The sequence below is a fragment of the Bacillus sp. PS108 genome (genome assembly GCF_037963335.1).
GTDB lineage: Bacteria > Bacillota > Bacilli > Bacillales > Bacillaceae > Bacillus > Bacillus subtilis.
Genome location: NZ_CP150155.1, coordinates 3,880,514 through 3,903,495, shown reverse-complemented (window position 1 = coordinate 3,903,495; position 22,982 = coordinate 3,880,514). Strand labels below are relative to the sequence as shown.

General features: G+C 47.3%; 21 protein-coding genes. 14 read left to right on the top strand and 7 right to left on the bottom strand.

Annotation, left to right across the window (positions count from 1 at the left end):
- Positions 1–38: 38 nt before the first annotated feature.
- Positions 39–1,496 carry an aldehyde dehydrogenase family protein gene (locus NSQ16_RS20265; RefSeq protein WP_003227259.1) on the bottom strand — a complete coding sequence of 486 codons (1,458 nt, stop codon included), beginning with the start codon at positions 1,494–1,496 and terminating at the stop codon, positions 39–41.
- Positions 1,497–1,679: 183 nt separating this feature from the next.
- On the opposite strand from NSQ16_RS20265, the gene NSQ16_RS20260 reads away from it, so the two are divergent.
- From NSQ16_RS20260 to NSQ16_RS20250, 3 genes are all read left to right on the top strand, one after another.
- Entirely contained in the window at positions 1,680–2,573 is an 894-nt protein-coding gene (locus NSQ16_RS20260) for a PucR family transcriptional regulator (RefSeq protein ID WP_003227261.1), read from the top strand.
- 120 nt (positions 2,574–2,693) lie between these two features.
- Positions 2,694–3,791, top strand: coding sequence for a maltodextrin ABC transporter ATP-binding protein MsmX (gene msmX / locus NSQ16_RS20255; RefSeq protein ID WP_003242648.1), 1,098 nt, complete (start codon positions 2,694–2,696; stop codon positions 3,789–3,791).
- Between the two features lie 104 nt (positions 3,792–3,895).
- Positions 3,896–4,735, top strand: a complete 840-nt coding sequence (locus tag NSQ16_RS20250) for a polysaccharide deacetylase family protein (RefSeq protein WP_339232435.1) — start codon at positions 3,896–3,898, stop codon at positions 4,733–4,735.
- 13 nt (positions 4,736–4,748) lie between these two features.
- Here NSQ16_RS20250 and NSQ16_RS20245 read toward each other — a convergent pair whose 3' ends face one another.
- From NSQ16_RS20245 to cimH, 3 genes are all read right to left on the bottom strand, one after another.
- Positions 4,749–4,946, bottom strand: coding sequence for a hypothetical protein (locus NSQ16_RS20245; RefSeq protein WP_015714952.1), 198 nt, complete (start codon positions 4,944–4,946; stop codon positions 4,749–4,751).
- A gap of 57 nt (positions 4,947–5,003) precedes the next feature.
- Positions 5,004–6,692 (bottom strand): M56 family metallopeptidase, encoded by a 1,689-nt coding sequence (locus tag NSQ16_RS20240; RefSeq protein ID WP_339232434.1) that lies wholly within the window; start codon positions 6,690–6,692, stop codon positions 5,004–5,006.
- A 123-nt stretch (positions 6,693–6,815) separates the two neighbouring features.
- The gene (gene cimH / locus NSQ16_RS20235) at positions 6,816–8,168 is read right to left on the bottom strand and encodes a citrate/malate transporter CimH (protein ID WP_015714950.1); all 1,353 of its coding nucleotides are present in this window, start codon (positions 8,166–8,168) and stop codon (positions 6,816–6,818) included.
- Positions 8,169–8,723: 555 nt separating this feature from the next.
- Here cimH and cydA point away from each other — a divergent pair.
- The 5 genes from cydA to NSQ16_RS20210 all read left to right on the top strand — a co-directional run bounded on the left by cydA (position 8,724) and on the right by NSQ16_RS20210 (position 15,473).
- The gene (gene cydA / locus NSQ16_RS20230) at positions 8,724–10,130 is read left to right on the top strand and encodes a cytochrome ubiquinol oxidase subunit I (protein WP_003243795.1); all 1,407 of its coding nucleotides are present in this window, start codon (positions 8,724–8,726) and stop codon (positions 10,128–10,130) included.
- Positions 10,114–11,130: a cytochrome d ubiquinol oxidase subunit II gene (cydB, locus tag NSQ16_RS20225; protein ID WP_003244559.1), complete on the top strand. Its 1,017-nt coding sequence runs from the start codon at positions 10,114–10,116 to the stop codon at positions 11,128–11,130. Before cydA ends, cydB begins: the two co-directional genes overlap by 17 nt.
- On the top strand, positions 11,130–12,833 hold the full coding sequence (gene cydD / locus NSQ16_RS20220) for a thiol reductant ABC exporter subunit CydD (RefSeq protein WP_339232433.1): 1,704 nt from the start codon (positions 11,130–11,132) through the stop codon (positions 12,831–12,833). Before cydB ends, cydD begins: the two co-directional genes overlap by 1 nt.
- Positions 12,830–14,557 (top strand): thiol reductant ABC exporter subunit CydC, encoded by a 1,728-nt coding sequence (cydC, locus tag NSQ16_RS20215; protein ID WP_129110599.1) that lies wholly within the window; start codon positions 12,830–12,832, stop codon positions 14,555–14,557. The genes cydD and cydC overlap by 4 nt, the downstream gene beginning before the upstream one ends.
- Positions 14,558–14,642: 85 nt before the next feature.
- Positions 14,643–15,473 carry an NAD(P)H-hydrate dehydratase gene (locus NSQ16_RS20210; protein WP_015714947.1) on the top strand — a complete coding sequence of 277 codons (831 nt, stop codon included), beginning with the start codon at positions 14,643–14,645 and terminating at the stop codon, positions 15,471–15,473.
- 14 nt (positions 15,474–15,487) lie between these two features.
- Here NSQ16_RS20210 and NSQ16_RS20205 read toward each other — a convergent pair whose 3' ends face one another.
- Positions 15,488–16,861, bottom strand: a complete 1,374-nt coding sequence (locus NSQ16_RS20205) for a cytosine permease (RefSeq protein ID WP_003244111.1) — start codon at positions 16,859–16,861, stop codon at positions 15,488–15,490.
- Between the two features lie 211 nt (positions 16,862–17,072).
- On the opposite strand from NSQ16_RS20205, the gene sigY reads away from it, so the two are divergent.
- Genes sigY through NSQ16_RS20175 form a run of 6 tightly spaced genes read left to right on the top strand, consistent with a single transcriptional unit; the run spans position 17,073 to position 19,977 of the window.
- Positions 17,073–17,609 (top strand): RNA polymerase sigma factor SigY, encoded by a 537-nt coding sequence (sigY, locus tag NSQ16_RS20200; RefSeq protein ID WP_003227286.1) that lies wholly within the window; start codon positions 17,073–17,075, stop codon positions 17,607–17,609.
- Positions 17,602–17,922, top strand: a complete 321-nt coding sequence (locus NSQ16_RS20195) for a YxlC family protein (protein ID WP_003227289.1) — start codon at positions 17,602–17,604, stop codon at positions 17,920–17,922. The genes sigY and NSQ16_RS20195 overlap by 8 nt, the downstream gene beginning before the upstream one ends.
- Positions 17,919–18,125 carry a sigma Y negative regulator YxlD gene (gene yxlD / locus NSQ16_RS20190; protein ID WP_003227291.1) on the top strand — a complete coding sequence of 69 codons (207 nt, stop codon included), beginning with the start codon at positions 17,919–17,921 and terminating at the stop codon, positions 18,123–18,125. The genes NSQ16_RS20195 and yxlD overlap by 4 nt, the downstream gene beginning before the upstream one ends.
- Positions 18,122–18,310 carry a sigma Y negative regulator YxlE gene (gene yxlE, locus NSQ16_RS20185; RefSeq protein ID WP_003227293.1) on the top strand — a complete coding sequence of 63 codons (189 nt, stop codon included), beginning with the start codon at positions 18,122–18,124 and terminating at the stop codon, positions 18,308–18,310. Before yxlD ends, yxlE begins: the two co-directional genes overlap by 4 nt.
- Before the next feature lie 6 nt (positions 18,311–18,316).
- The gene (locus NSQ16_RS20180; RefSeq protein WP_327836278.1) at positions 18,317–19,204 is read left to right on the top strand and encodes an ABC transporter ATP-binding protein; all 888 of its coding nucleotides are present in this window, start codon (positions 18,317–18,319) and stop codon (positions 19,202–19,204) included.
- The gene (locus NSQ16_RS20175) at positions 19,201–19,977 is read left to right on the top strand and encodes an ABC transporter permease subunit (RefSeq protein ID WP_327836279.1); all 777 of its coding nucleotides are present in this window, start codon (positions 19,201–19,203) and stop codon (positions 19,975–19,977) included. Before NSQ16_RS20180 ends, NSQ16_RS20175 begins: the two co-directional genes overlap by 4 nt.
- Here NSQ16_RS20175 and NSQ16_RS20170 read toward each other — a convergent pair.
- Both NSQ16_RS20170 and katX read right to left on the bottom strand, forming a co-directional pair.
- Positions 19,974–21,176: an MFS transporter gene (locus NSQ16_RS20170; protein WP_327836281.1), complete on the bottom strand. Its 1,203-nt coding sequence runs from the start codon at positions 21,174–21,176 to the stop codon at positions 19,974–19,976. The genes NSQ16_RS20175 and NSQ16_RS20170 overlap by 4 nt on opposite strands.
- Positions 21,177–21,280: 104 nt before the next feature.
- Positions 21,281–22,924 (bottom strand): catalase KatX, encoded by a 1,644-nt coding sequence (gene katX, locus NSQ16_RS20165; RefSeq protein ID WP_015385023.1) that lies wholly within the window; start codon positions 22,922–22,924, stop codon positions 21,281–21,283.
- Between the last annotated feature and the right edge of the window lie 58 nt (positions 22,925–22,982).

The window sequence follows — 22,982 nt, the reverse complement described above, 5'->3', positions numbered from 1 at the left end:
AAAATCCCTCTGTACTTGAAGCAGAGGGATTTTTTCATTTAGAACGGATATTTGCGGTATTGCTTCTGTATCGAAATCCATTTCGTCACGGTAAATTCCTCTACTACCCATGGGTTGCCAAAGCGGCCGACACCGCTTGCTTTGTTTCCGCCAAAGGCAATATTCGGCGAATCATTGACGGACTGGTCGTTGACATGGGTCATGCCGCTGTCAATTTGCAGGGCGAACTTTTCGCCTTTTTCTAAATCAGAAGTGAAAACCGCAGAGCTGAGGCCGTATTCGGTATCATTTGCCATGTCAATCGCTTCCTGGTCGCTGCCAGCTTTAATAATGGTCGCGATTGGGGCAAACAGCTCCGTTTGGGCAATTTTGCTGTTGTTGTCCGCACCGACAAAGACGTACGGCGTCAGCACGTTTCCGACGCGTTTTCCTTCAACCGCAAGCTCTATGCCGTCTGCCTTTGCCTGCTCAATGATCTCCAGTGCTTTCTCGATTTGGCGCTCGTTGATCAGCGGGCCGACAACGGTTTTTGGATCGGTTTGATCGCCGTACGGAAGCTGTTTGACACGGGAGGTGAACTTTTCTACAAACTCATCGTACACATCTTGATGAACGATGATCCTGTTGATAATCATACAGATTTGTCCCTGGTGAATAAATTTTCCGAAAATCGCGGCATCCACAGCACGATCGACATCCGCATCTGAAAGAACGGCAAATGGATTGTTGCCGCCGAGCTCAAGTGCCATTCGTTTGAAGGCACGCCCGGCGATTTCACCGATGTGGCGCCCGACTGCTGTTGATCCTGTAAAGCTGATTAATCTCGGGATTGGATTGGTGAGCATGCCGTCCCCGATTTCCTTTACATCCGTCAGCATGACGTTAAGGACACCGGCAGGAAGACCGGCGTGTTCAAACGCTTTCGCAATGATGGTCCCGCCGGAAATAGCAGTTTGGATATCAGGCTTGTGAACAACACTGTTACCCAGCGCAATTGCGGGCGCAATGGATCTCATGGATAGATTCATTGGGAAATTAAATGGAGAAATCGATGAAATGACACCTAGCGGAAGGCGGTAAATCTTATTGGTTTTCCCTTCAATGTCGGATGGCACCTCTTTGACGCCGCCTAATTCACCAGTATACGTCATGGCTTCATCTAAAATCGCAATCGTTTGTTCCAGCTCGATTGTTGATTTAATGATCGTTCCGCCAGTTTCGCGGGCGATCATCATAATGATGTCTTCACGGTTTTCCTGTAAATAGCCGCGCGCTTTTTGCAGGACGGCTTTTCGGTCTTCCGTCGTGCTCTTGGCCCACTCTTTTTGGGCTTTCTGTGCAATGCCAAACGCATCCTCCAGCTGTTTGCCCGTTGCCAAAGATGCTGTTGTGATCACAGACTGGTCATACGGATTCAAAATGTCCTCCGTACGTCCGCTTTCTCCCTCAGTCCATTTTCCATTGATAAAACTTTTGTTTAACGTTTCGAAACTCATAAGATGGCCCTCCTTTGGTCCTGCATATCCTCTTCTATTTCCGCTGAAGCCAATATGTAAACGAATGAGGTTTCCCTTTCAGTTTCTCGTCTATCTATACCGGATATACTCTTTTTTAGTGGAGAACATGTGTGTTTCGCCTTATACTGAATATACAGATCCTTACATAAGAGAGGAGACTCTATGAAATCGCTGCTGGCTATTTATCCCGGTTCGATTGTGTCTGAGGAGCTTTGCATAAGGGAAGGCTGTCTATGTTTTTTTGATGAGAGCAATCAGAGGTATATCTCCATTCCGAAAACAGAGATCAGTGAAAAAGAAGTATTGGTGCTGCAATCATTTTTGACGCCTGCGGATGAGGGCAATCAACTGTCTATGAAATCACCTGAGGAAAACAAGTGGTTTTCGTTCCTTTTTTCCAGAGGGGAATTGCCGGCGTACATAAAGAAACGGACGAGATTTGTTCACTTTCATTTATTCGGCAAAATAGAAAGGACGTCCTTTACAGAAGCGGTTCGCCATTTTTGGCCGGTGTCTTTTGTGATTGTGTGGATTCATGAGGACAGAGGCGTGATTGTCGAGCAGGAAAGTGAAGCGGCGGCGAAGAAGGGCGAACTGGAATCGCTCGCAAAAGTTCTTGAAAGTGATTTCTACTTCAGTGTCCGTTTTTACGCCGGAAGATTTTACGAGCCGGATGAGTGTCTGCGAAAACATTACACTCGTGAACAGGCGTATTTCCTGTTTGCTGAAAAACGGCTGCCTCAGGTGCAGAGTGTGACCTTTGAGATGATCTTTCCTTTTCTATTATTAGAAACAGAAAAAGAAAAACTGGAAACGCTGCTCTCTGAAGAAGCTGAGCTTTTATTTGGAAGTGAAGCTGAGCTAAGGAAGACCATTAAGCTGTTTATTGAAAACAACTCAAACGTCACATTAACAGCGAAAAAGCTGCATCTGCATCGCAACAGCCTGCAATATCGGATTGATAAATTTATTGAGCGGTCAGGGATAGATATCAAATCGTACAAAGGCGCGCTTCTTGCCTATTTTATCTGCCTGCAAAATGAAAGTTCAGAATAAATTGGAAATATGCACGAAAAATGGCTGGATGATTTTATGAACGCTGCCCATTTTAGCGAGAGGGAATTGCTGTTACACTCAATATAAGAAAGCGTTTACAATAACAAAGGGGGATGTTAGATGGCTGAATTGCGGATGGAGCACATTTATAAATTTTATGATCAGAAGGAACCGGCGGTTGATGACTTTAACCTTCATATTGCCGATAAGGAATTTATCGTATTCGTCGGCCCGTCCGGCTGCGGGAAATCAACGACGCTGCGAATGGTCGCAGGACTTGAAGAAATTTCGAAAGGCGATTTTTATATTGAAGGAAAACGGGTCAATGATGTAGCGCCAAAGGACAGGGATATCGCGATGGTATTTCAGAACTACGCGCTCTATCCGCATATGACGGTCTACGATAATATCGCGTTCGGGCTCAAGCTTCGGAAAATGCCGAAGCCTGAAATCAAAAAAAGAGTAGAGGAAGCTGCTAAAATTCTCGGGCTGGAGGAATATTTGCACCGTAAACCGAAAGCGCTGTCAGGCGGACAGAGACAGCGGGTTGCGCTGGGCCGGGCAATCGTGCGGGATGCAAAGGTGTTCCTGATGGATGAGCCTTTGTCAAACCTGGACGCGAAGCTGAGGGTGCAAATGCGGGCGGAAATCATTAAGCTCCACCAGAGATTGCAGACTACAACGATTTATGTGACGCATGACCAGACAGAAGCGCTGACAATGGCGACACGGATTGTAGTCATGAAAGATGGGAAAATTCAGCAGATCGGGACGCCGAAGGATGTATATGAATTCCCTGAAAACGTCTTTGTCGGCGGGTTTATCGGATCACCGGCGATGAATTTTTTCAAAGGAAAGCTCACGGATGGCTTAATCAAAATCGGTTCTGCGGCATTAACCGTCCCGGAAGGAAAAATGAAAGTGCTGCGTGAAAAAGGCTACATCGGCAAAGAGGTCATCTTCGGCATCCGTCCTGAGGATATACATGATGAATTGATTGTCGTGGAATCATATAAGAACTCTTCGATTAAGGCGAAAATCAATGTTGCAGAGCTGCTCGGTTCTGAAATTATGATTTATTCGCAGATAGACAACCAAGACTTTATTGCGCGGATCGACGCCCGCCTCGATATTCAATCGGGCGATGAACTGACGGTTGCATTTGATATGAATAAAGGCCATTTCTTTGACAGTGAGACAGAAGTGAGAATCCGATAAGATCAAAAAAACCGGACATGGGGATGTCCGGTTTTTTGCTATTGAAAATTTCAGAATCAAACCGATGAAAAAGGAGGAAGAAAAAGACAGAAAGCAGGAGAACGATGAAACGATTGTTTTTAAGCATCTTTCTTTTGGGCAGCTGTTTGGCGCTTGCGGCTTGCGCTGATCAAGAGGCGAATGCAGAGCAGCCGATGCCAAAAGCGGAACAAAAGAAACCGGAAGAAAAGGCAGTACAAGTTCAGAAAAAAGAAGACGATACATCCGCATGGATCAAAACAGAGAAACCGGCAAAGCTGCCGATTTTGATGTACCACAGCATTTCTTCAGGAAACAGCCTCCGTGTGCCAAAGAAAGAATTCGAGGCGCATATGAAGTGGCTTCATGATAACGGCTATCAGACATTAACGCCGAAAGAGGCATATCTCATGCTGACGCAGGATAAAAAACCGAGTGAGAAGTGCGTGCTGATCACATTTGATGACGGGTACACCGACAATTATCAAGATGCGTATCCGGTGCTGAAAAAGTACGGGATGAAGGCAACGATTTTTATGATCGGCAAATCGATCGGACATAAGCACCATCTGACAGAGGAGCAAATGAAGGAAATGGCACAGCACGGCATATCGATTGAAAGCCATACGATTGACTACCTTGAACTGAACGGATTAACGCCTCAACAGCAGCAAAGTGAGATGGCTGATTCGAAAAAGCTGTTTGACAACATGTTTCATCAGCAAACCACCATCATCAGCTATCCGGTAGGGCGCTACAATGAGGAGACGCTGAAGGCCGCTGAAAAAACAGGCTATCAAATGGGCGTGACGACAGAGCCGGGCGCGGCTTCGAGAGACCAGGGAATGTATGCCCTCCATCGTGTGCGCGTGTCCCCAGGCATGTCGGGCTCGGCTTTTGGTGCGTACATCGAATCAATGAAATAAAAAAAGGCGGCGTTTAATCGCCGCCCCCTCCGCCGCCACAGCCGGAATCGCTGAAACCTCCGTCACTGCCGCATCCATCATGGTGTGAGCCGTTGTCTGAATAACCGAAATACCCGCTGTCCGCCTGCTGGCGGCTTTTATTATCCGATGACTGCGTCTGAATGACTGAAAGAAAAACAATAATAGCTATTATCAATAAGATCACTATCACTTCTGGTCACTCCCTTTTTTCACCATATCTGTTATACGGATGAAACGCTGACCGGTTTCATTTCAAAGTGATCGATTCTTTCAGGCGGTCTCTGAGCCAGCGCTTCAGCACCCCATGTCCTTTGTTTGACAATAAAGTGCCGACACGCCAATACATAGGGGGATGAGGAGCGAACTGAAAATCAATCAGTCTGAAAAGCCAGCTTTTATCACGGGTGAGAGAATCAATTTGAAGCTCGTCTTCACCTGCTTCAGAGCTGTAGGCACTTTGTTTCTGTATGTCCTCATCCTGCCGAACCGCCAAGATTCTCAAGGCTTCAGCCATTTGTTTGTAACCGCCCTCCAGCAATGATGCGCCAAGATTGTCAGCACGCACCTCCATCCATTGTGAACAAAAGGATTGATAGAGCTGGAATAGGATAATGATTGCCATAATGAAAGCCCAAAGCACAATTTTATGGGCCTCGGGATGGGTGATATGCTGCTCAAACAAGAGGAAAATCCCAACGACAGCTCCAAGATATAGAAAACGCAAAAGCTGTGAAGACAGAACGTCACGTTTTTTGATATGAATCGCCTCATGGGCCAGAATGCCTTCAATGACACGCTGTGGAAGTGTTAGTGTGGCGCTTGTCAGGATGACCATTGACCTCCCGACATTCATGCCTACTGCCATTCCGTTGTAATCATCACTCTCCGTTTCGTATATGCGGACATGGGAAATGCCGGCCGATCGAAAAATCTTATCGGCCGCTGCCTGTACATGCGGATGATGACAAGGCTTGGCGTCCATCGCCGCCCGCAACACACGGTCTGACATATACATGTTGAATACCCAATACAGGATTACGGCAACAGCCATGACCCATGGAGAGGCGTGTAATGCGTATAACGCGAGCACCAATAAGGCGTAAGCGGATACCCCTTTTACGCTGGCGGCAAAATAAAGCTTACCGAGCAGCCGCTTCACATTTTTTCTATGATAAAACGGCAAAACAGAAATCACATTGTCCACATTGTTTTCTGCATCTGTGTATTCCTGGAGAATTGTTTTCCATTTTTGCGGTTCCTTCACCGTCAGAAACAGTGTTTCGCCGGGAAGAGACAGTTTAATGACTTGCTGAAAGCTTGTTGTCAAATCTAAACGGGATGAATACATCGTCAGAAGCGGATGGAGCTTTAAGAGATCTGCCGTTGATTCAAGCTGAATATCCTTCAAATCGGAAAGCGGGTATGTACGGGTTTCATAGTGTGAGCTGATATGCAATTTTTCTAAGGCAGCTGAATAAAAAACCTTTACGCTGAAAACATTCAGTATACGCTTCACCAGTGCCCCTCCGCCGGAGATCATGCCGAAAAGGATTACATATTTGAGGGGGCTTGGGTCAGGTCCATAGATGAAAAAAATGACAGCGCCCGCAAACACAACGGCGGTCAGTGCAATGTCTGACAGGAGGCGTGTTTTGTTTCTGGCCAGCTCGATCTCCTGCCAGTCTCCCGAAGGTTTTTCCGCACGCTCTGAAACAATGAGATCCATTGCGGTCCAATAGCAGTAGAACATTGTCGCGATTGAGACAATGCCGTCCATGAATGAGAGATGAGAGAAGATGTAAACTGCAGCGCCGACCCATAGAACAATATCAATCCAGAAGTCTATGGCCGGAATGAGTTTTGCTGCCAGGGCTGATATCAAATAAAATCCCAGCCCGAGAAGCATAAAGAGAAATAGATGAGTTCCCATAGGCATGCCATATTCCTTTCTATCTAGTATTTCCAACTATTACTATAGCATGGGATGGGAACTTGCAAAAACACGGACATGCAAAAAAGCAAGCTCTTTCGTTTTCCGAAGAACTTGCTCCGAGGTGTATCAATAAAATTGGTGCAGCAGCAATAAGGTTAAGGATACTGTAATCGCGCCCCCGATGCGGGTAGACACTTGGGCGAAAGGCATTAGCTCAAGCCTTTCAGCGGCGCTTAAAATGGCAACGTCACCCGTGCCGCCTTGCCCAGAATGACACGCATTGATTATGGCGGTTTCAATCGGATACATGTTCAGCCATTTTCCCGTGAAGAAGCCGACGGCCATCATGGTCACAACGACAGACAGAATCGTAATAATATTGCTGAGGTTAAAAGCGGCGACAAGCTTGTCCCACGGCGTCATGGATACCCCAATCGCAAAGAGAAGCGGGTAGGTCACAGCTGTTGAAAAAAAGCGGGACACTCCAAACGCGCCATTTTCAATTGAGGCAGGCACCAATCTGAACAGCTTGATTAGAACAGCCAGTAACAGCATGGCAACGGGTGCCGGAAATCCGAAAAAGTCATGGGCGAGCATGCCGACTAAGTATAAAGAAACAGCAAGGATACCGCCTGACGCAAATAAAGAAAGGTTGAACATTTGTTGTCCGCTTTGTGATTCCTCCAGCGCAGGGGACTCTTCTTCGGAGCGGTCCACTTTGCCGTTGCCTGTCCATTCCGGTTTTTTCTTTCCGATGCGGTTCAGCAATCCCGCTAGAATAATCGCGCACAAGCTGCCCAGCATAATCGATGGCAGAACAAGTGCAAACGCTTCCCCTTGAGAAATGGGCATGATGTCAGAATATCCGATGGACAGCGGGATAGCGCCTTCTCCGACTCCTCCAGCCATAATCGGAATGACAATGTACAGCAGGGTATGCTGAAATCCGAGTCCGAGCAATGTCCCGACAGCCAGCCCGACAATAGCGGCTGTGACAGAACCGACAATAAGCGGAATAAAGATTTTCATAAATGCTTTTACGAGTGTTTCTCTTTTCATGCCGAGAATGCTTCCGACGACAATGCCGGCGATAAACAAATATAGAAAGTTTGAGTTTTCTGTAAATTCTGTGGTGGATTTGACGATATCATTAGGCAGCAGGTGATAGTACACGACAGCGGACGGAATAAAAGTAGCTAGGATGGCCGGGCCGCCGATAGAACGAACTATCGGTATCGATTTGCCGATTTGGGCAAAGGTAAATCCGAAAAACGCCATGACGGCAATGGATGTCAAAATGTCACTTTTTACATCGTGATGCATAACAAAAACAGTGATTAATATAAACAGCAAGGCATACACAGGAAGCGGTATGATGCCTACTTTTATATTCATGGCTTTCGCAAACCAATTCTCTTTTCGAACCCCTTCGTGAATTGTATCCGTTTGCAATTGCATTTGTGTTTGAAGCTCTCCCATTGAAAAACCTCCCCTATTCTTGATGCAGTGAAATTGTTCACTATGTTAAGTATACTAAAAAATTGAAATTATTAATATATTAAAAATTTACTATTCAACTTTCCTCCTCTTGCCGGTTTAAATGAAAAGAGGCATTCTGACTAAAATCTGTTTATGACGGAATGCTGAGACTCGAGTGCTGGGGCGGGGGCAAGCATTTTGTTCGCAAGGAACGATGTGTTGATGTACGATAATAAAGGGTCATTTATCCTAGCAGCCGACATAAATAAGCAACAAAATAGACAAAAATCCGTCACATAGTGCGGGACTTTTTAGGTATTTTAGGCTTTATTTTTGAAATGAATCGTTGTAAAGTACTTAATATGAACCAGTCAGAGGTTGTGTCATTTGGTCAGTCTGGCAATCTTGCCTCATATTGGACGACTTTTTGACACATTTGTGAAATATTGAGCAATATTTTTTTCGTCTGTTTTGTGAATTACTGATCAAAGTCTCGGTTCTATTTGTGAAGTAGTGAGCAAATTAACAGTTTTAACCGGAAATGGAGGAGAAAGCATGAGTGAATTGGTATTAGCCCGCATACAATTTGCATCAACAACGTTGTTTCACTTCTTGTTTGTGCCGATGTCTATCGGGCTTGTGTTTATGGTTGCGTTGATGGAGACTCTTTATCTTGTAAAGAAAAATGAGCTGTATCTCAAAATGGCAAAGTTTTGGGGACACTTATTCTTAATAAATTTCGCAGTCGGTGTTGTAACGGGGATTTTGCAAGAATTCCAGTTTGGACTGAACTGGTCAGATTACTCCCGTTTTGTCGGAGATGTATTTGGCGCTCCCCTTGCGATTGAAGCATTATTGGCGTTTTTCATGGAATCTATTTTTATCGGATTATGGATTTTTGGCTGGGACCGCCTGCCGAAGAAAATTCACGCTCTCTGCATATGGCTCGTATCATTCGGAACGATCATGTCATCTTTCTGGATTTTAACAGCAAACTCCTTTATGCAGGAGCCGGTCGGTTTTACGATCAAAAACGGCCGCGCGGAAATGAATGATTTTGGCGCGTTGATTACAAACCCTCAGCTTTGGGTTGAATTCCCGCACGTTATTTTCGGTGCGCTTGCCACTGGAGCTTTCTTTATTGCCGGAGTGAGTGCTTTTAAACTGCTGAAGAAAAAAGAAGTGCCGTTCTTTAAGCAATCTTTTAAACTCGCAATGATCGTCGGCCTTTGTGCCGGTCTTGGCGTCGGCCTTAGCGGACACATGCAGGCTGAGCACTTGATGGAATCACAGCCGATGAAAATGGCTGCCAGTGAAGGCCTATGGGAAGACAGCGGTGACCCTGCTGCTTGGACCGCTTTTGCGACGATCGATACAAAAAATGAAAAAAGCTCAAATGAAATCAAAGTTCCTTATGCCTTGAGCTACTTGGCTTATCAGAAATTCAGCGGAAGTGTCAAAGGGATGAAAACCCTTCAGGCTGAGTACGAAAAAATATACGGAAAAGGCGACTACATTCCGCCAGTGAAAACGACATTCTGGAGCTTCCGTATCATGGTTGGCGCAGGCGTTGTCATGATCCTTGCTGCATTAGGCGGCCTCTGGTTAAACCGCCGCAAAAAGCTAGAAAACAGCAAATGGTATTTGCGCATCATGATTGCTTTGATTTCCTTCCCGTTTCTTGCGAACTCCGCGGGCTGGATTATGACTGAAATCGGACGTCAGCCTTGGACGGTTATGGGCTTGATGACAACGGCTCAATCCGTGTCGCCTAACGTAACAGCGGGTTCCTTGTTATTCTCAATCATCGCATTCGGTGTGATGTACATGATTCTGGGCGCGCTGCTTGTCTTCTTGTTTATCCGTGAGATTAAAAAAGGTGCGGAGCATGATAATCATCATGATGTGCCTGTATCAACAGATCCATTTAGTCAGGAGGTATACCATGGCATCTCTTCATGATCTTTGGTTTATACTCGTTGCTGTATTGTTTGTAGGATTCTTCTTTTTGGAAGGCTTTGATTTCGGGGTCGGCATGGCGACCCGTTTTCTTGGCCATAATGAATTAGAACGCAGAGTGCTGATCAACACGATCGGGCCGTTCTGGGACGCGAATGAAGTCTGGCTTTTGACTGGCGCAGGCGCCATTTTCGCGGCATTCCCAAACTGGTATGCAACGATGCTGAGCGGTTATTACATTCCGTTTGTCATAGTGCTGCTTGCGTTAATGGGCCGCGGGGTCGCGTTTGAGTTCCGCGGCAAGGTGGATCATTTAAAATGGGTAAAGGTTTGGGACTGGGTCGTTTTCTTCGGCAGTCTGATTCCTCCGTTTGTGCTTGGTGTGCTGTTCACGACATTATTCCGCGGGATGCCGATTGATGCCGACATGAACATTCACGCACATGTATCTGATTATATCAATGTATATTCTATACTTGGCGGTGTGACGGTAACACTTCTTTGCTTCCAGCATGGATTAATGTTTATCACGCTGCGTACGATTGGTGATTTGCAAAACCGCGCCCGGAAAATGGCGCAAAAGATAATGGGTGTTGTTTTTGTAGCGGTTCTTGCCTTCGCGGCCCTTTCTGCGTATCAGACAGACATGTTTACACGCCGCGGCGAGATTACCATTCCGCTCGCTGTTTTGATTGTCATCTGCTTTATGCTCGCGGCTGTATTTATTCGTAAGAAAAAAGACGGCTGGACATTTGGGATGACAGGCGCTGGTCTGGCGCTGACCGTGGGAATGATCTTTATTTCCCTATTCCCTCGTGTAATGGTCAGCTCGCTTCATAGCGCATACGATTTAACAGTAGCTAACGCTTCTTCCGGAGATTATTCGCTTAAAGTCATGTCAATTGCAGCATTAACGCTATTGCCGTTCGTCATCGGCAGCCAGATCTGGAGCTATTATGTCTTCCGGAAGCGCGTCAGCCATAAGGAGCCTATGACTTATTAATGGGAAAAGACCTGTTTCGATATAAAGGAATGAAGCGGATTCTCACCTTGATTACTTGTTTAACGCTGATTCAGACAGCCGCCATTATTATGCAGGCAGAGTGGCTGAGTGAGGCCGTAACCGGACTGTTCAACGGGAAGGGCATTACCTCTCTTTTTCCGGTGATCAGCTTTTTCCTCATCGCTTTTATCGCCCGGCACGGGGTGACGGTGGCGCGACAGAAAATCGTCTATCAATACGCCGCCCGGACAGGAGCAGATTTGAGGAAAAGTTTTCTTGATCAGCTGTTCCGATTAGGCCCCCGCTTTGCAAAGAAAGAGGGGACGGGGCAAATGGTGACGCTGGCGATGGAAGGCATCAGCCAGTTCCGCCGCTACCTGGAGCTGTTTCTGCCGAAAATGGTCAGCATGGCGATTGTGCCTGCGGCAGTTGTCATTTATGTGTTTTTTCAGGATCGGACATCAGCCATCATTTTAGTCGCTGCTATGCCGATTCTGATCATCTTTATGATTCTCCTCGGCCTTGTCGCGCAGAGAAAAGCGGATCGTCAGTGGAAATCCTATCAGAGACTTTCCAATCATTTTGTTGATTCTCTTCGCGGGCTGGAGACATTGCGTTTCTTAGGTTTGAGCAAGTCACACAGCAAAAATATTTTCTATGTGAGTGAGCGGTATCGCAAGGCAACGATGAGCACACTCCGGGTGGCGTTTTTGTCATCATTCGCCCTCGATTTTTTCACGATGCTGTCGGTGGCGACAGTCGCAGTATTTCTGGGCCTGCGCCTTATTGACGGCGATATTTTGCTTGGCCCCGCTTTAACGGCGCTTATTCTGGCGCCTGAGTATTTTTTGCCGGTGCGGGAAGTGGGGAATGATTATCATGCAACGCTGAACGGCCAGGAAGCAGGAAAAACCATTCAAGAGATTTTGTCGCAGCCTGGTTTTAAAGAAGAGACGCCGCTTCAGCTCGAAGCTTGGTCCGATCAGGATGAGCTGAAGCTGTCAGACGTGTCAGTCGGCCGTTCGGTGTCTGATATTCATCTCTCATTCAAGGGCAAGAAAAAAATCGGCATTATCGGTGCAAGCGGCGCCGGAAAATCAACATTAATTGATATTCTCGGCGGATTTTTAGAGCCGGATGGCGGGATGATTGAGGTTAATGGTACAAGCCGGTCCCATTTGCAGGACGGCAGCTGGCAGAAGAACCTTCTTTACATTCCCCAGCATCCGTACATTTTTGATGATACGCTTGGCAACAACATTCGCTTCTACCATCCAAGCGCTTCGGCAGAGGATACAACACGTGCTGCTGCCTCAGCGGGACTGACGGAGCTGGTGAACAACCTTCCTGACGGATTAGAGGGACGGATCGGGGAAGGCGGCCGGGCGCTCAGCGGCGGCCAGGCACAGCGTGTCGCGCTGGCCCGCGCCTTTTTGGGAAACCGTCCGATCCTGCTGCTGGATGAGCCGACCGCCCATCTTGATATCGAAACAGAATATGAAATAAAAGAAACGATGCTGGATTTATTTGAGGATAAGCTCGTCTTTCTCGCGACTCACCGCCTTCACTGGATGCTCGATATGGACGAAATTATCGTGCTTGACGGGGGCAGGGTTGCGGAAATCGGGACTCACAATGAACTGCTGGAGAAAAACGGTGTGTATACCAAACTCGTGAAGGCACAACTGGGGGAAAGAGCATGAAGAAAGAAGAATGGATTTTGCCGTATATCAAGCAAAATGCCCGCCTGTTCGTTCTGGTTATCTTTTTGGGTGCGGTGACGATTTTTTCTGCTGCTTTTCTCATGTTCACCTCAGGTTTTTTGATTTCTAAAGCGGCGACAAGGCCGGAAAACATTCTGCTCATTTATGTGCCGATTGTCGCTGTGCGCACCTTTGGGATTGCGCGCTCTGTGTCGCGATATGTGGAACGGCTCGTCGGCCATCACATCATTTTGAAAATCGTATCTGACATGCGCGTCCGCCTTTACAATATGCTTGAGCCGGGTGCTTTGATGCTGCGTTCCCGTTTTCGCACGGGGGATATGCTCGGCATTTTGTCTGAGGATATTGAGCATTTGCAGGATGCTTTCTTAAAAACGATTTTTCCTGCGATCTCAGCCTTGCTCCTGTATGCTGTGTCAGTGATAGCGCTCGGCTTCTTCTCTTGGCCGTTTGCCATATTGCTTGCGCTGTATTTGTTTGTTCTTGTTGTATTGTTTCCGGTTGTGTCTTTGCTCGTGACGAGAGCGAAGAATGCGAAGCTGAAAAGCGGACGGAATGTGCTGTACAGCCGTCTGACAGATGCTGTGATGGGTGTCAGCGACTGGATGTTCAGCGGACGCCGGCATGCTTTTATTGATGCTTATGAAAAAGAGGAACGTGATTGGTTTGAGCTTGAACGGAAAAAACAACGCTTTACAAGATGGCGGGACTTTGCTGCGCAATGCCTTGTCGCTGGCCTTATTTTGCTGATGCTGTTTTGGACAGCGGGACAGCAAGCGGACGGCGAGCTCGCTAAAACGATGATTGCCGCTTTTGTGCTAGTGGTGTTTCCGTTGACGGAAGCCTTTTTGCCGCTTTCGGATGCCTTAGGCGAAGTGCCGGGCTATCAGGATTCTATCAGACGCATGAACAAGGTGGCTCCTCAGCTGGAGGCGTCACAAACTGAATCAGGGGATCAAATGCTCGATCTTCAAGATGTCACCTTGGCCTTTCGTGATGTGACGTTTTCTTATGACAACAGCAGCCAAGTGCTGCACAACTTTTCCTTTACGCTGCGCCAAGGAGAAAAAATGGCGCTGCTCGGCCGAAGCGGCTCTGGGAAATCAACATCGCTTGCATTAATCGAGGGCGCCTTGAAACCGGACTCCGGTTCTGTAACGTTAAACGGAGTGGAGACAGCGCTGTTAAAGGATCAGATTGCGGATGCGGTGGCCGTGTTAAATCAAAAACCGCACCTGTTTGATACAAGCATTTTGAACAACATCAGGCTCGGAAACGGAGAAGCAAGCGACGAGGATGTGCGCCGCGCCGCAAAGCAGGTCAAGCTGCATGACTACATTGAGTCATTGCCTGATGGATATCATACCTCTGTACAAGAAACCGGCATCCGTTTTTCCGGTGGAGAGCGCCAACGGATCGCACTTGCGAGGATTTTGCTGCAGGATACACCGATCATCATCCTCGATGAGCCAACAGTCGGCCTCGATCCTATTACCGAACGTGAATTGATGGAAACGGTGTTTGAGGTGCTGAAAGGAAAAACGATTTTATGGATTACCCACCATCTCGCGGGAGTGGAAGCGGCTGATAAAATCGTATTTCTCGAAAACGGCAAAACAGAAATGGAAGGAACCCATGAGGAGCTTCTGGCGGCAAACGAACGGTACAGCCGCCTGTATCACCTTGATGTTCCTGTAAAATAGAAGACAGCCCTAAAAGGCTGTCTTTTTTGTTTGAAAAAGAAAAGGGACAGGAAAAATAGGAAAAGAAAGCAGAGGAGGGATAGAGATGAATGTTCCATATTGGACGGAAGAGCATGTAAGGGCCACGCTTCCTGAAAGAGATGCGGAGAGCCATAAAGGCACGTACGGTACGGCTTTGCTGCTGGCTGGAAGTGACGACATGCCGGGGGCAGCGCTGCTTGCAGGGCTTGGGGCCATGCGGAGCGGTCTCGGCAAGCTTGTCATCGGTACATCAGAAAGCGTAATCCCGCTAATTGTTCCTGTTTTGCCCGAGGCGACCTATTGGCGTGACGGCTGGAAAAAGGCGGCGGATGCTCAGCTTGAAGAGACGTACCGGGCCATTGCCATCGGACCGGGCCTTCCGCAAACGGAAAGCGTACAGCAGGCAGTCGATCATGTGCTTGCGGCTGATTGTCCTGTTATTTTGGATGCCGGAGCGCTGGCGAAGCGCACATATCCGAAACGAGAGGCCCCCGTCATCCTCACGCCGCACCCGGGCGAGTTTTCCCGAATGACAGGGGTGCCCGTGAACGAATTGCAGAAAAAAAGAGCGGAATATGCAAAGGAATGGGCGGCTCAGCTGCAGACTGTCATTGTGTTAAAAGGAAACCAAACCGTCATCGCGTTTCCTGATGGAGACTGCTGGCTCAATCCAACCGGAAACGGGGCGCTCGCCAAGGGCGGAACCGGTGACACGCTGGCGGGCATGATATTGGGGATGCTCTGCTGCCATGAAGATCCAAAGCACGCCATATTAAACGCGGTCTATTTGCATGGTGCGTGCGCCGAGCTCTGGACGGACGAGCACTCCACTCATACGTTGCTCGCTCATGAGCTATCTGACATCCTGCCCCGCGTGTGGAAACGATTTGAATGATAAAAAAGCTGTCTTCAGAGAGAAGACAGCTTTTCTTGATACCCCGCCCGTTTTTTCAGACGCGGTTTCATTAATACATAGTAAAGCACAGAAGGCACGGCCAAGCCGATAATCCATGCGATGTCTCCGCCGCCAAACATTTTGGCAAGCGGTCCGATGTAAAAGCTTGTGTTGATAAACGGAATTTCCAGCAAGATAGACAGAACGAACGCAATTGTGGTGATCCAATTGACCTTTCCATAAGGCCCGTTTACGTCGAACATGGCTTTGACTTGATACTTTCCGTGGCGAACGAAGTAGTAATCGACTAAATTGATTGCCGTCCACGGAATTAAGAAATAACTGATGAAAAAGATAAAATTCAAAAACAGCTCCATAAAATTGCTCTGTCCCAGTAGGCTTAAGACTGTGCCGACAAGCGTGACACCCAGGATCATGATGATTCTGACTTTGGGCGTGACTTTTAATTTCAGAAACGGCTCCAGCGTTGTTGTCGTGGACATGAAGGCCCCATACAGGTTAAAAACATTGATTGCCATTTGCCCAAATAACACAATGATCAGCATAATAAACGAGAAGGGACCGAACAATTGGACAATCTGGCTGCCTGAGTTTGCCGTAAAGTCAGGAAGTGAGGTTGTCAGCAATGCGCCGAGCAGCATCATCCAGATGGAGCTGACAGATGTACCTGCATAGCTGTACCAAAATGTTTTTGAAGCCGGTGTTTTAACTGGCAGATATCTTGAATAATCGGCAACATACGGCGCGTAGGCAAGCTGCCACGTCGCAACTGCGCTAACTGCCACCAAGAAAATTGGCAGATCAATCGCTCCGGGAATCCAGCTGCCTGCCGGAATCGGCAATTGAAAAATGAGAATCGTTGCAGCAAAAAATACAGCAAAAGAGGTCCAAGAAAGGATTTTTTGCATTTTGTGAATCAAATCATGGCCGAAAATGGTGAGTAAAAAACATACGGCGCTTAAGCCTATAATGCTCCATGATCCCGGGATGGGAACAAAGCTGCTTAAGGTTCCGGCCGCCAGAATCGTGCTGCTTGCGAAGAAACCAAGGTAGATAAACATGACTAAGAAGAGGGGAAGAATCGCTCCGATTACGCCGAATTGGGCACGGCTTTGAATCATTTGCGGGATGCCTAGCTGAGGGCCTTGCGCGGAATGAGACGCCATAAATATGGCACCGATTAAGGTTCCGCAAATAATAGCGGCAACACTCCAAAACAGATTAAGTCCCATTGCAACGGGAATCGTGCCGGTCACTAACGTGGTGATATGCATATTAGCCCCGAACCATACGGGAAATAAATCTTTCGCTTTACCATGTCTCTCTTCATTCGGAATATATTCAATCGTTCGCCTTTCTACTTTCAATGCATCGTCCTCCATATTGGATGTTTTTTTGAAATCGACATAAAGTCATAGCTTAACAGACTATAAGGGGGTTTACAAATAAGGATATGCAGCCAAACGGCCGGGAAGCCTGATCTGTCAATGGCTGAAAAGAATTGTAAAAAAGATGAACGCTTTTGAATCCGGTGTCGTCTCATAAGGCAGAAAAACAAAAAAGGGGGGATCACGGTCATTGGATACACATGAAGAACAGCGGCTGATCCAGCAGGCGAAAGAGGGAAACGACGAGGCGTTTACAGCCCTTTTCCACTATCACTATTCTTTCTTATATAAATACTTGTTAAAGCTTTCCCTTCACCCCGATCTCAGCGAGGAACTTGTTCAGGAAACCTTTCTGAAAGGGTACCTCCATTTAAGAAGCTTTCAGGGCCGTTCAAAATTCTCCACATGGCTGATCTCCATTGCATCGCGGCTCTATCTCGATCACCAGAAAAAGAGAAAGAGAGAATGGAAACGGAATCAGACAGTTACGGAGGAAACAATCCGCAAGATCAAGTGGGACGTGTCGGCGAAAGGGGCAGAGTGGAGCGAAACGCTCGATCTGTTTTCAAAGCTGGACCCTAAACTGCGCACACCGGTTTTATTAAGGCATTACTACGGCTATACCTACGCTGAAATCGGGGTGATGCTTCAAATCAAAGAAGGCACTGTAAAGTCCAGAGTTCATAAAGGGCTCCAGCAAATCAGAAAGGAGTGGGACGATGAATAAAGAAAAGCTTTCTGATCATTTAAAGTCAGAATGGAAAAAAATTGATCAAACAGCCAATCCCTCTATACCGAATCAAAAAGAACTGCTTCACCAGCTGTCACAAATGAAAGCTGAATACAGAAAAAAACTTCTTCAAGAGATCATTTTATTTGTATTCTGCGCGCTGATGGTTGTGAGTGCTGCAATCTTAGCTTTCACTCAAGCTCCTGCTGTGTTTATTGTGCTTCAGGTTTGTGTGCTTGCGGTGCTGCCGATTTTGATTGCGGCTGAGAAAAAAAGGCATCTCGGCGAATGCGAGGTGAAACGCGGATGACACAAACAGAAATTATCATAACGGTTGCGGCTTGTCTCATCGTATTGGCGCAGGGAATCTTTTTATTTATTGATGCGAAAAAACGTAATCGCATGGCATGGGTTTGGGGGATTGTCGGATTGATTCAAGCACCGATGCCTCTGATTTGTTATTACTTTTTTGTCATTAGGCCGGATCGGAAGAAAAGGGGGATCAAGCAATGAATATTTCTTGGGAAATGATTTTGCCGCTGATTGTATTACAGCTGGCTTTGGCGGTGTTTGCCCTCATCAGCTGTATAAAAGAAGAGCGGACGAACGGGCCAAAGTGGATGTGGGCTGCAATTATTGTATGTATCAATATTATTGGCCCGATTTTGTTTTTTACCGTCGGCAGAAAGCAAAGGTAAGCCGATATGCTGTCTATTGAATCATTATGCAAATCGTACAGGCATCATGAAGCTGTAAAGAATGTCAGTTTTCATGTGAATGAAAATGAGTGTGTCGCACTATTAGGACCTAATGGAGCCGGCAAAACCACGACTCTGCAAATGCTGGCCGGTCTGCTTTCGCCAACCTCCGGAAACATTAAGCTGTTAGGAGAAAAAAAGCCGGATCGGCGTTTGATTGGGTACCTCCCGCAGTATCCAGCTTTTTATTCCTGGATGACCGCAAATGAATTTTTGACATTTGCGGGGAGACTGTCCGGCCTTTCGAAGAGAAAATGCCAAGAGGAAATCGGCGAGATGCTGGAATTTGTGGGTTTGCACGAAGCGGCGCACAAAAAGATCGGGGGCTATTCAGGAGGCATGAAACAAAGACTCGGTCTGGCACAGGCACTGCTCCATAAACCGAAGTTTTTGATATTGGATGAACCGGTGTCTGCGCTTGATCCGACAGGACGGTTCGAGGTGCTGGACATGATGCGGGAGCTGAAAAAGCATATGGCCGTTCTGTTTTCTACACATGTTTTGCACGATGCAGAACAGGTGTGTGATCAAGTGGTGATTATGAAAAACGGTGAGATTTCATGGAAAGGCGAGTTACAGGAGCTGAAACAACAGCAGCAAACGAACGTTTTTACCCTTTCAGTGAAAGAGAAGCTGGAAGGTTGGCTTGAAGAGAAGCCTTACGTCTCAGCTATTGTCTATAAGAATCCGTCCCAAGCGGTTTTCGAGCTGCCTGATATACACGCTGGCCGGTCATTATTAAGTGACTGTATCCGAAAGGGATTGACCGTCACCCGCTTTAAACAGAAAACGGAGTCTCTAGAAGACGTCTATCTAAAGGTGGTGCACGCATGAAGGTGATGATGACGCTATTGCAGAAGGAGTGGCTGGAAGGATGGAAAAGCGGCAAGCTGATTTGGCTGCCGATTGCGATGATGATCGTCGAGCTGACACAGCCGCTGACCATTTATTATATGCCGGAAATCATCGCACATGGAGGGAACCTTCCTGACGGCATGAAAATCAGTTTTACGATGCCCTCCGGGTCTGAAGTGATGGTCAGCACGCTTTCTCAATTCAACACGCTTGGCATGGCTCTGGTCATCTTTAGCGTGATGGGCAGTGTAGCCAATGAAAGAAATCAAGGGGTAACAGCGCTGATTATGTCGCGGCCTGTGACGGCAGCCCATTATATCGTGAGTAAATGGCTCATCCAAAGCGTGATCGGCATTATGTCGTTTGCAGCTGGATACGGGCTTGCTTACTATTACGTCGGGCTGCTGTTTGAGGACGCATCATTCAGCCGCTTTGCCGCAAGCCTTGGCCTTTACGCGCTTTGGGTGATATTTATTGTGACCGCCGGCCTTGCCGGAAGTACGATATTCCGGTCTGTCGGAGCAGCTGCGGCTTGCGGGATCGGGCTCACAGCAGCTGTTTCCTTTGCTGTTTCACTATTTCCAGATGGTGCGAAGTGGCTTCCGGCTGAGATTTGCAAGCAGGCGGAGCATATCCTTCTTCATGGAGAGCGGGCAGATTTTTTCGGATGGTCACTCACTTTCTCCATTCTGTGCATCATGCTTCTGGCCGTGTTTTCTGTGTGGCGCTTCCGGCGGTATGAAAGCTATTAATTGATCATGTTACGTTTTTGCGCGAGCATCACAAAAAAGGCGGCAAATGCCAGAGACCCGGCTCCATAAAAAACTCCCGCAAGCCCGACAAGCTGTGCGATTTTTCCGGCAAGAAGGGGCCCGAGGAAGATGCCTAGCGCATAAAATGATTGATAAAACCCCATCACTGACATTTTTAAACGGGCAGAACTGATTTCGACGACATGGCTTAGCAGCAGAGGAAAAACGAAGCCGAGCGCCAGTCCGATACAGGCGTGTGTGATGCAAACCATGAACAATGCAGCTGAAAAAGGAACGTATAGCAAACAGACCCCGGTGACAGCGAAACTAATGAGCATCACGAAGTAAGCGATACGGCTTGTAAAACGCAGAAGCACAAAGCTTAATGTGGCGGCTGCGTGTGGGAGGAAAAAGGCGCTCATCACCCAAAGAAGCTCCGCGTCGCCCATTCCGAGCTGATTCATGTAAAGCGGCGTAAAACCAAACACTGTGATAAATAATACGGCATGGGCCGTCATAGACAGGATGGTGAAAAGCTTCAGCTTTGGCAGCCGCAATGTATCTTTGATGTACTGATTGACACGAATGGTGCCACGGTTTGCGGGAGGAGCAGACGGATCCTGAATAAAGCAGCAGATCACCAGACCTGCGGCAGAAGCTGCCAGCGCCATCCAAAAAGGAACCTGCCTCCCTAAATGGGCTGTGGCGAGCCCGCAGAACACAATGCTGGCAAACTGAGGCATGACGGTAAAAAACTGCATGATGCCCATTGCTTTTGATGCATTGCCATTGTTGAAATAATGTGCGTATAAAATGGTCGCCATCACCCACATAGAAGCAGTGATTCCCGCGAAAAGCCGGGCGGCCAGCACGAAGAAAAAAGAATCAAACATCAGAAAAAGCAGGCTGCTGAGGACGGAAAAGCCGAACCCGGCAATTAACAATTGCTTGCGCAAGGAAAACAGGATGTCTGACAAAAGGCCGAGCGGGAATCGCAGAAGGATTTGCGTGACCCCGTAGCTGCCGAGAATGATGCCGATTGCGCCATATGAAAAGTGCAGATCCTCCAAATACAGACTGAATACAGGAACGTAAATATAGCCTGAAAACCAGAAACAAAATACCATGCATAAAAAAACGGCGTGATCTAAAGCACCGATTGTTTTTTTATGAGGAATCAAGTCCTGCTGTAATTCCATCGTATCTCTCCACCCCTTTCCTTCCAAGTACAACACAATTATTGAAAGCGTTTCAATAGAAAAATAAAAAAACAAGGCTTCTAAAAAAGCCCTGTTCGCTGTTTTTAATACGGATCAGATGGATGGCTCTCCTGTTCAGCCTGCTTTGCAGCCTGTTCCGTTTCAGTTGTGCCGATCGGCCCGTTGCTGTTGTTTTCGGAAACCTTTTTTAGCCCTTCTGCTACACGTTTTCCGTAGTCAGGATCAGCTTTTGTGAAATTCTCAATCATTTGATCCTGAATTTCTTTTCGGCACGTAGAAAGCGTATTCACCAAATTCGTAATCAATTCGTTCCGCTCAAATTCAGTAAATCTCCGGTACGTTTCTCCAGCCTGTCCGAAGTTGTTTGTTCTGTCAATCGCTTCACGCTTTACATCACCTTCGACATGCGGCGTATGGTCTTTTCCGTCTTGCTTCGCTTCCTTCAGCCCGCCCATAATGGATGGCTCGTAGTTGACGTGCGGGTTTTGTCCTTCTGCTCTATCGACCCGATATTGCATTTGCCCGCCTTCCTGGTTGGTGGCGACATGCTTTTTCGGCGAGTTGATCGGAAGCTGCAGGTAATTTGCGCCTACACGGTAGCGCTGCGTATCAGAGTAGGCAAACGTACGCCCCTGGAGCAATTTGTCGTCTGAAAAATCAAGCCCGTCGACAAGCACTCCCGTTCCAAATGAAGCTTGCTCCACTTCCGCATGGTAGTTTTCCGGATTTTTGTTCAGAACCAATTTGCCGATCGGTTTCCATGGGAAATCGTCTTTATACCACAGTTTTGTTGGATCAAGAGGATCAAAGTCCAGTTCAGGATGCTCATCATCGCTCATGATTTGAGCATATACTTCCCACTCTGGATAATCGCCATTTTCAATCGCGTCATATAGATCCTGTGTGGCATGGTTAAAGTTTTTCCCTTGAATCTCTTCTGCTTCCTTCTGTGTCAGGTTGCGGATGCCCTGCTTCGGTTCAAAATGGTATTTCACGAGAACGGCCTTGCCCTCCTCATTCACCCATTTATAGGCATGTACGCCTGAACCCTGCATTTGCCGGTAGTTGGCCGGAATGCCCCAAGGCGAAAACAAGAAGGTGATCATGTGTGTCGCTTCAGGAGATTGAGAAATGAAATCGAAGATACGTTCACCATCCTGGATGTTTGTCACTGGATCAGGCTGAAATGCGTGTACAAGATCCGGAAATTTCAGCGGGTCGCGGATAAAAAAGATTTTCAGGTTGTTTCCGACCAAATCCCAGTTTCCGTCTTCTGTATATAGCTTTACAGCAAAACCGCGCGGGTCTCTCAATGTTTCAGGCGAGTGTTTTCCATGATTCACAGTTGAAAAACGGACAAATGCCGGTGTTTTCTTGCCTTTTTCCTGAAAGAGCTTGGCCCGTGTGTATGTTGAAATCGGTTCGTCTCCGAAGCTTCCGTACGCTTCAAAATACCCGTGTGCACCTGCTCCCCTGGCATGAACAACCCGCTCAGGGATGCGTTCCCGGTCGAAGTGGCTGATCTTTTCGAGAAAATCATAGTTCTCAAGTGTTGTAGGCCCTCTATTCCCGACGGTTCTCACATTCTGGTTGTCAGTAACAGGATGCCCCTGCCTATTCGTTAGGGTATCCTCTGACTCGTTTTTCCCGGATGTCTTATGGGAAAGCGCTTCCTCGCTCCCTTGGGCATTTGATTGGTGCTGCTTGTTTTGATGATCATCTTTCAATGGTTGGCCCTCCTTTTTTGAACGGTAACAATATTCCCTGAATGGAAAGATTTTAAAA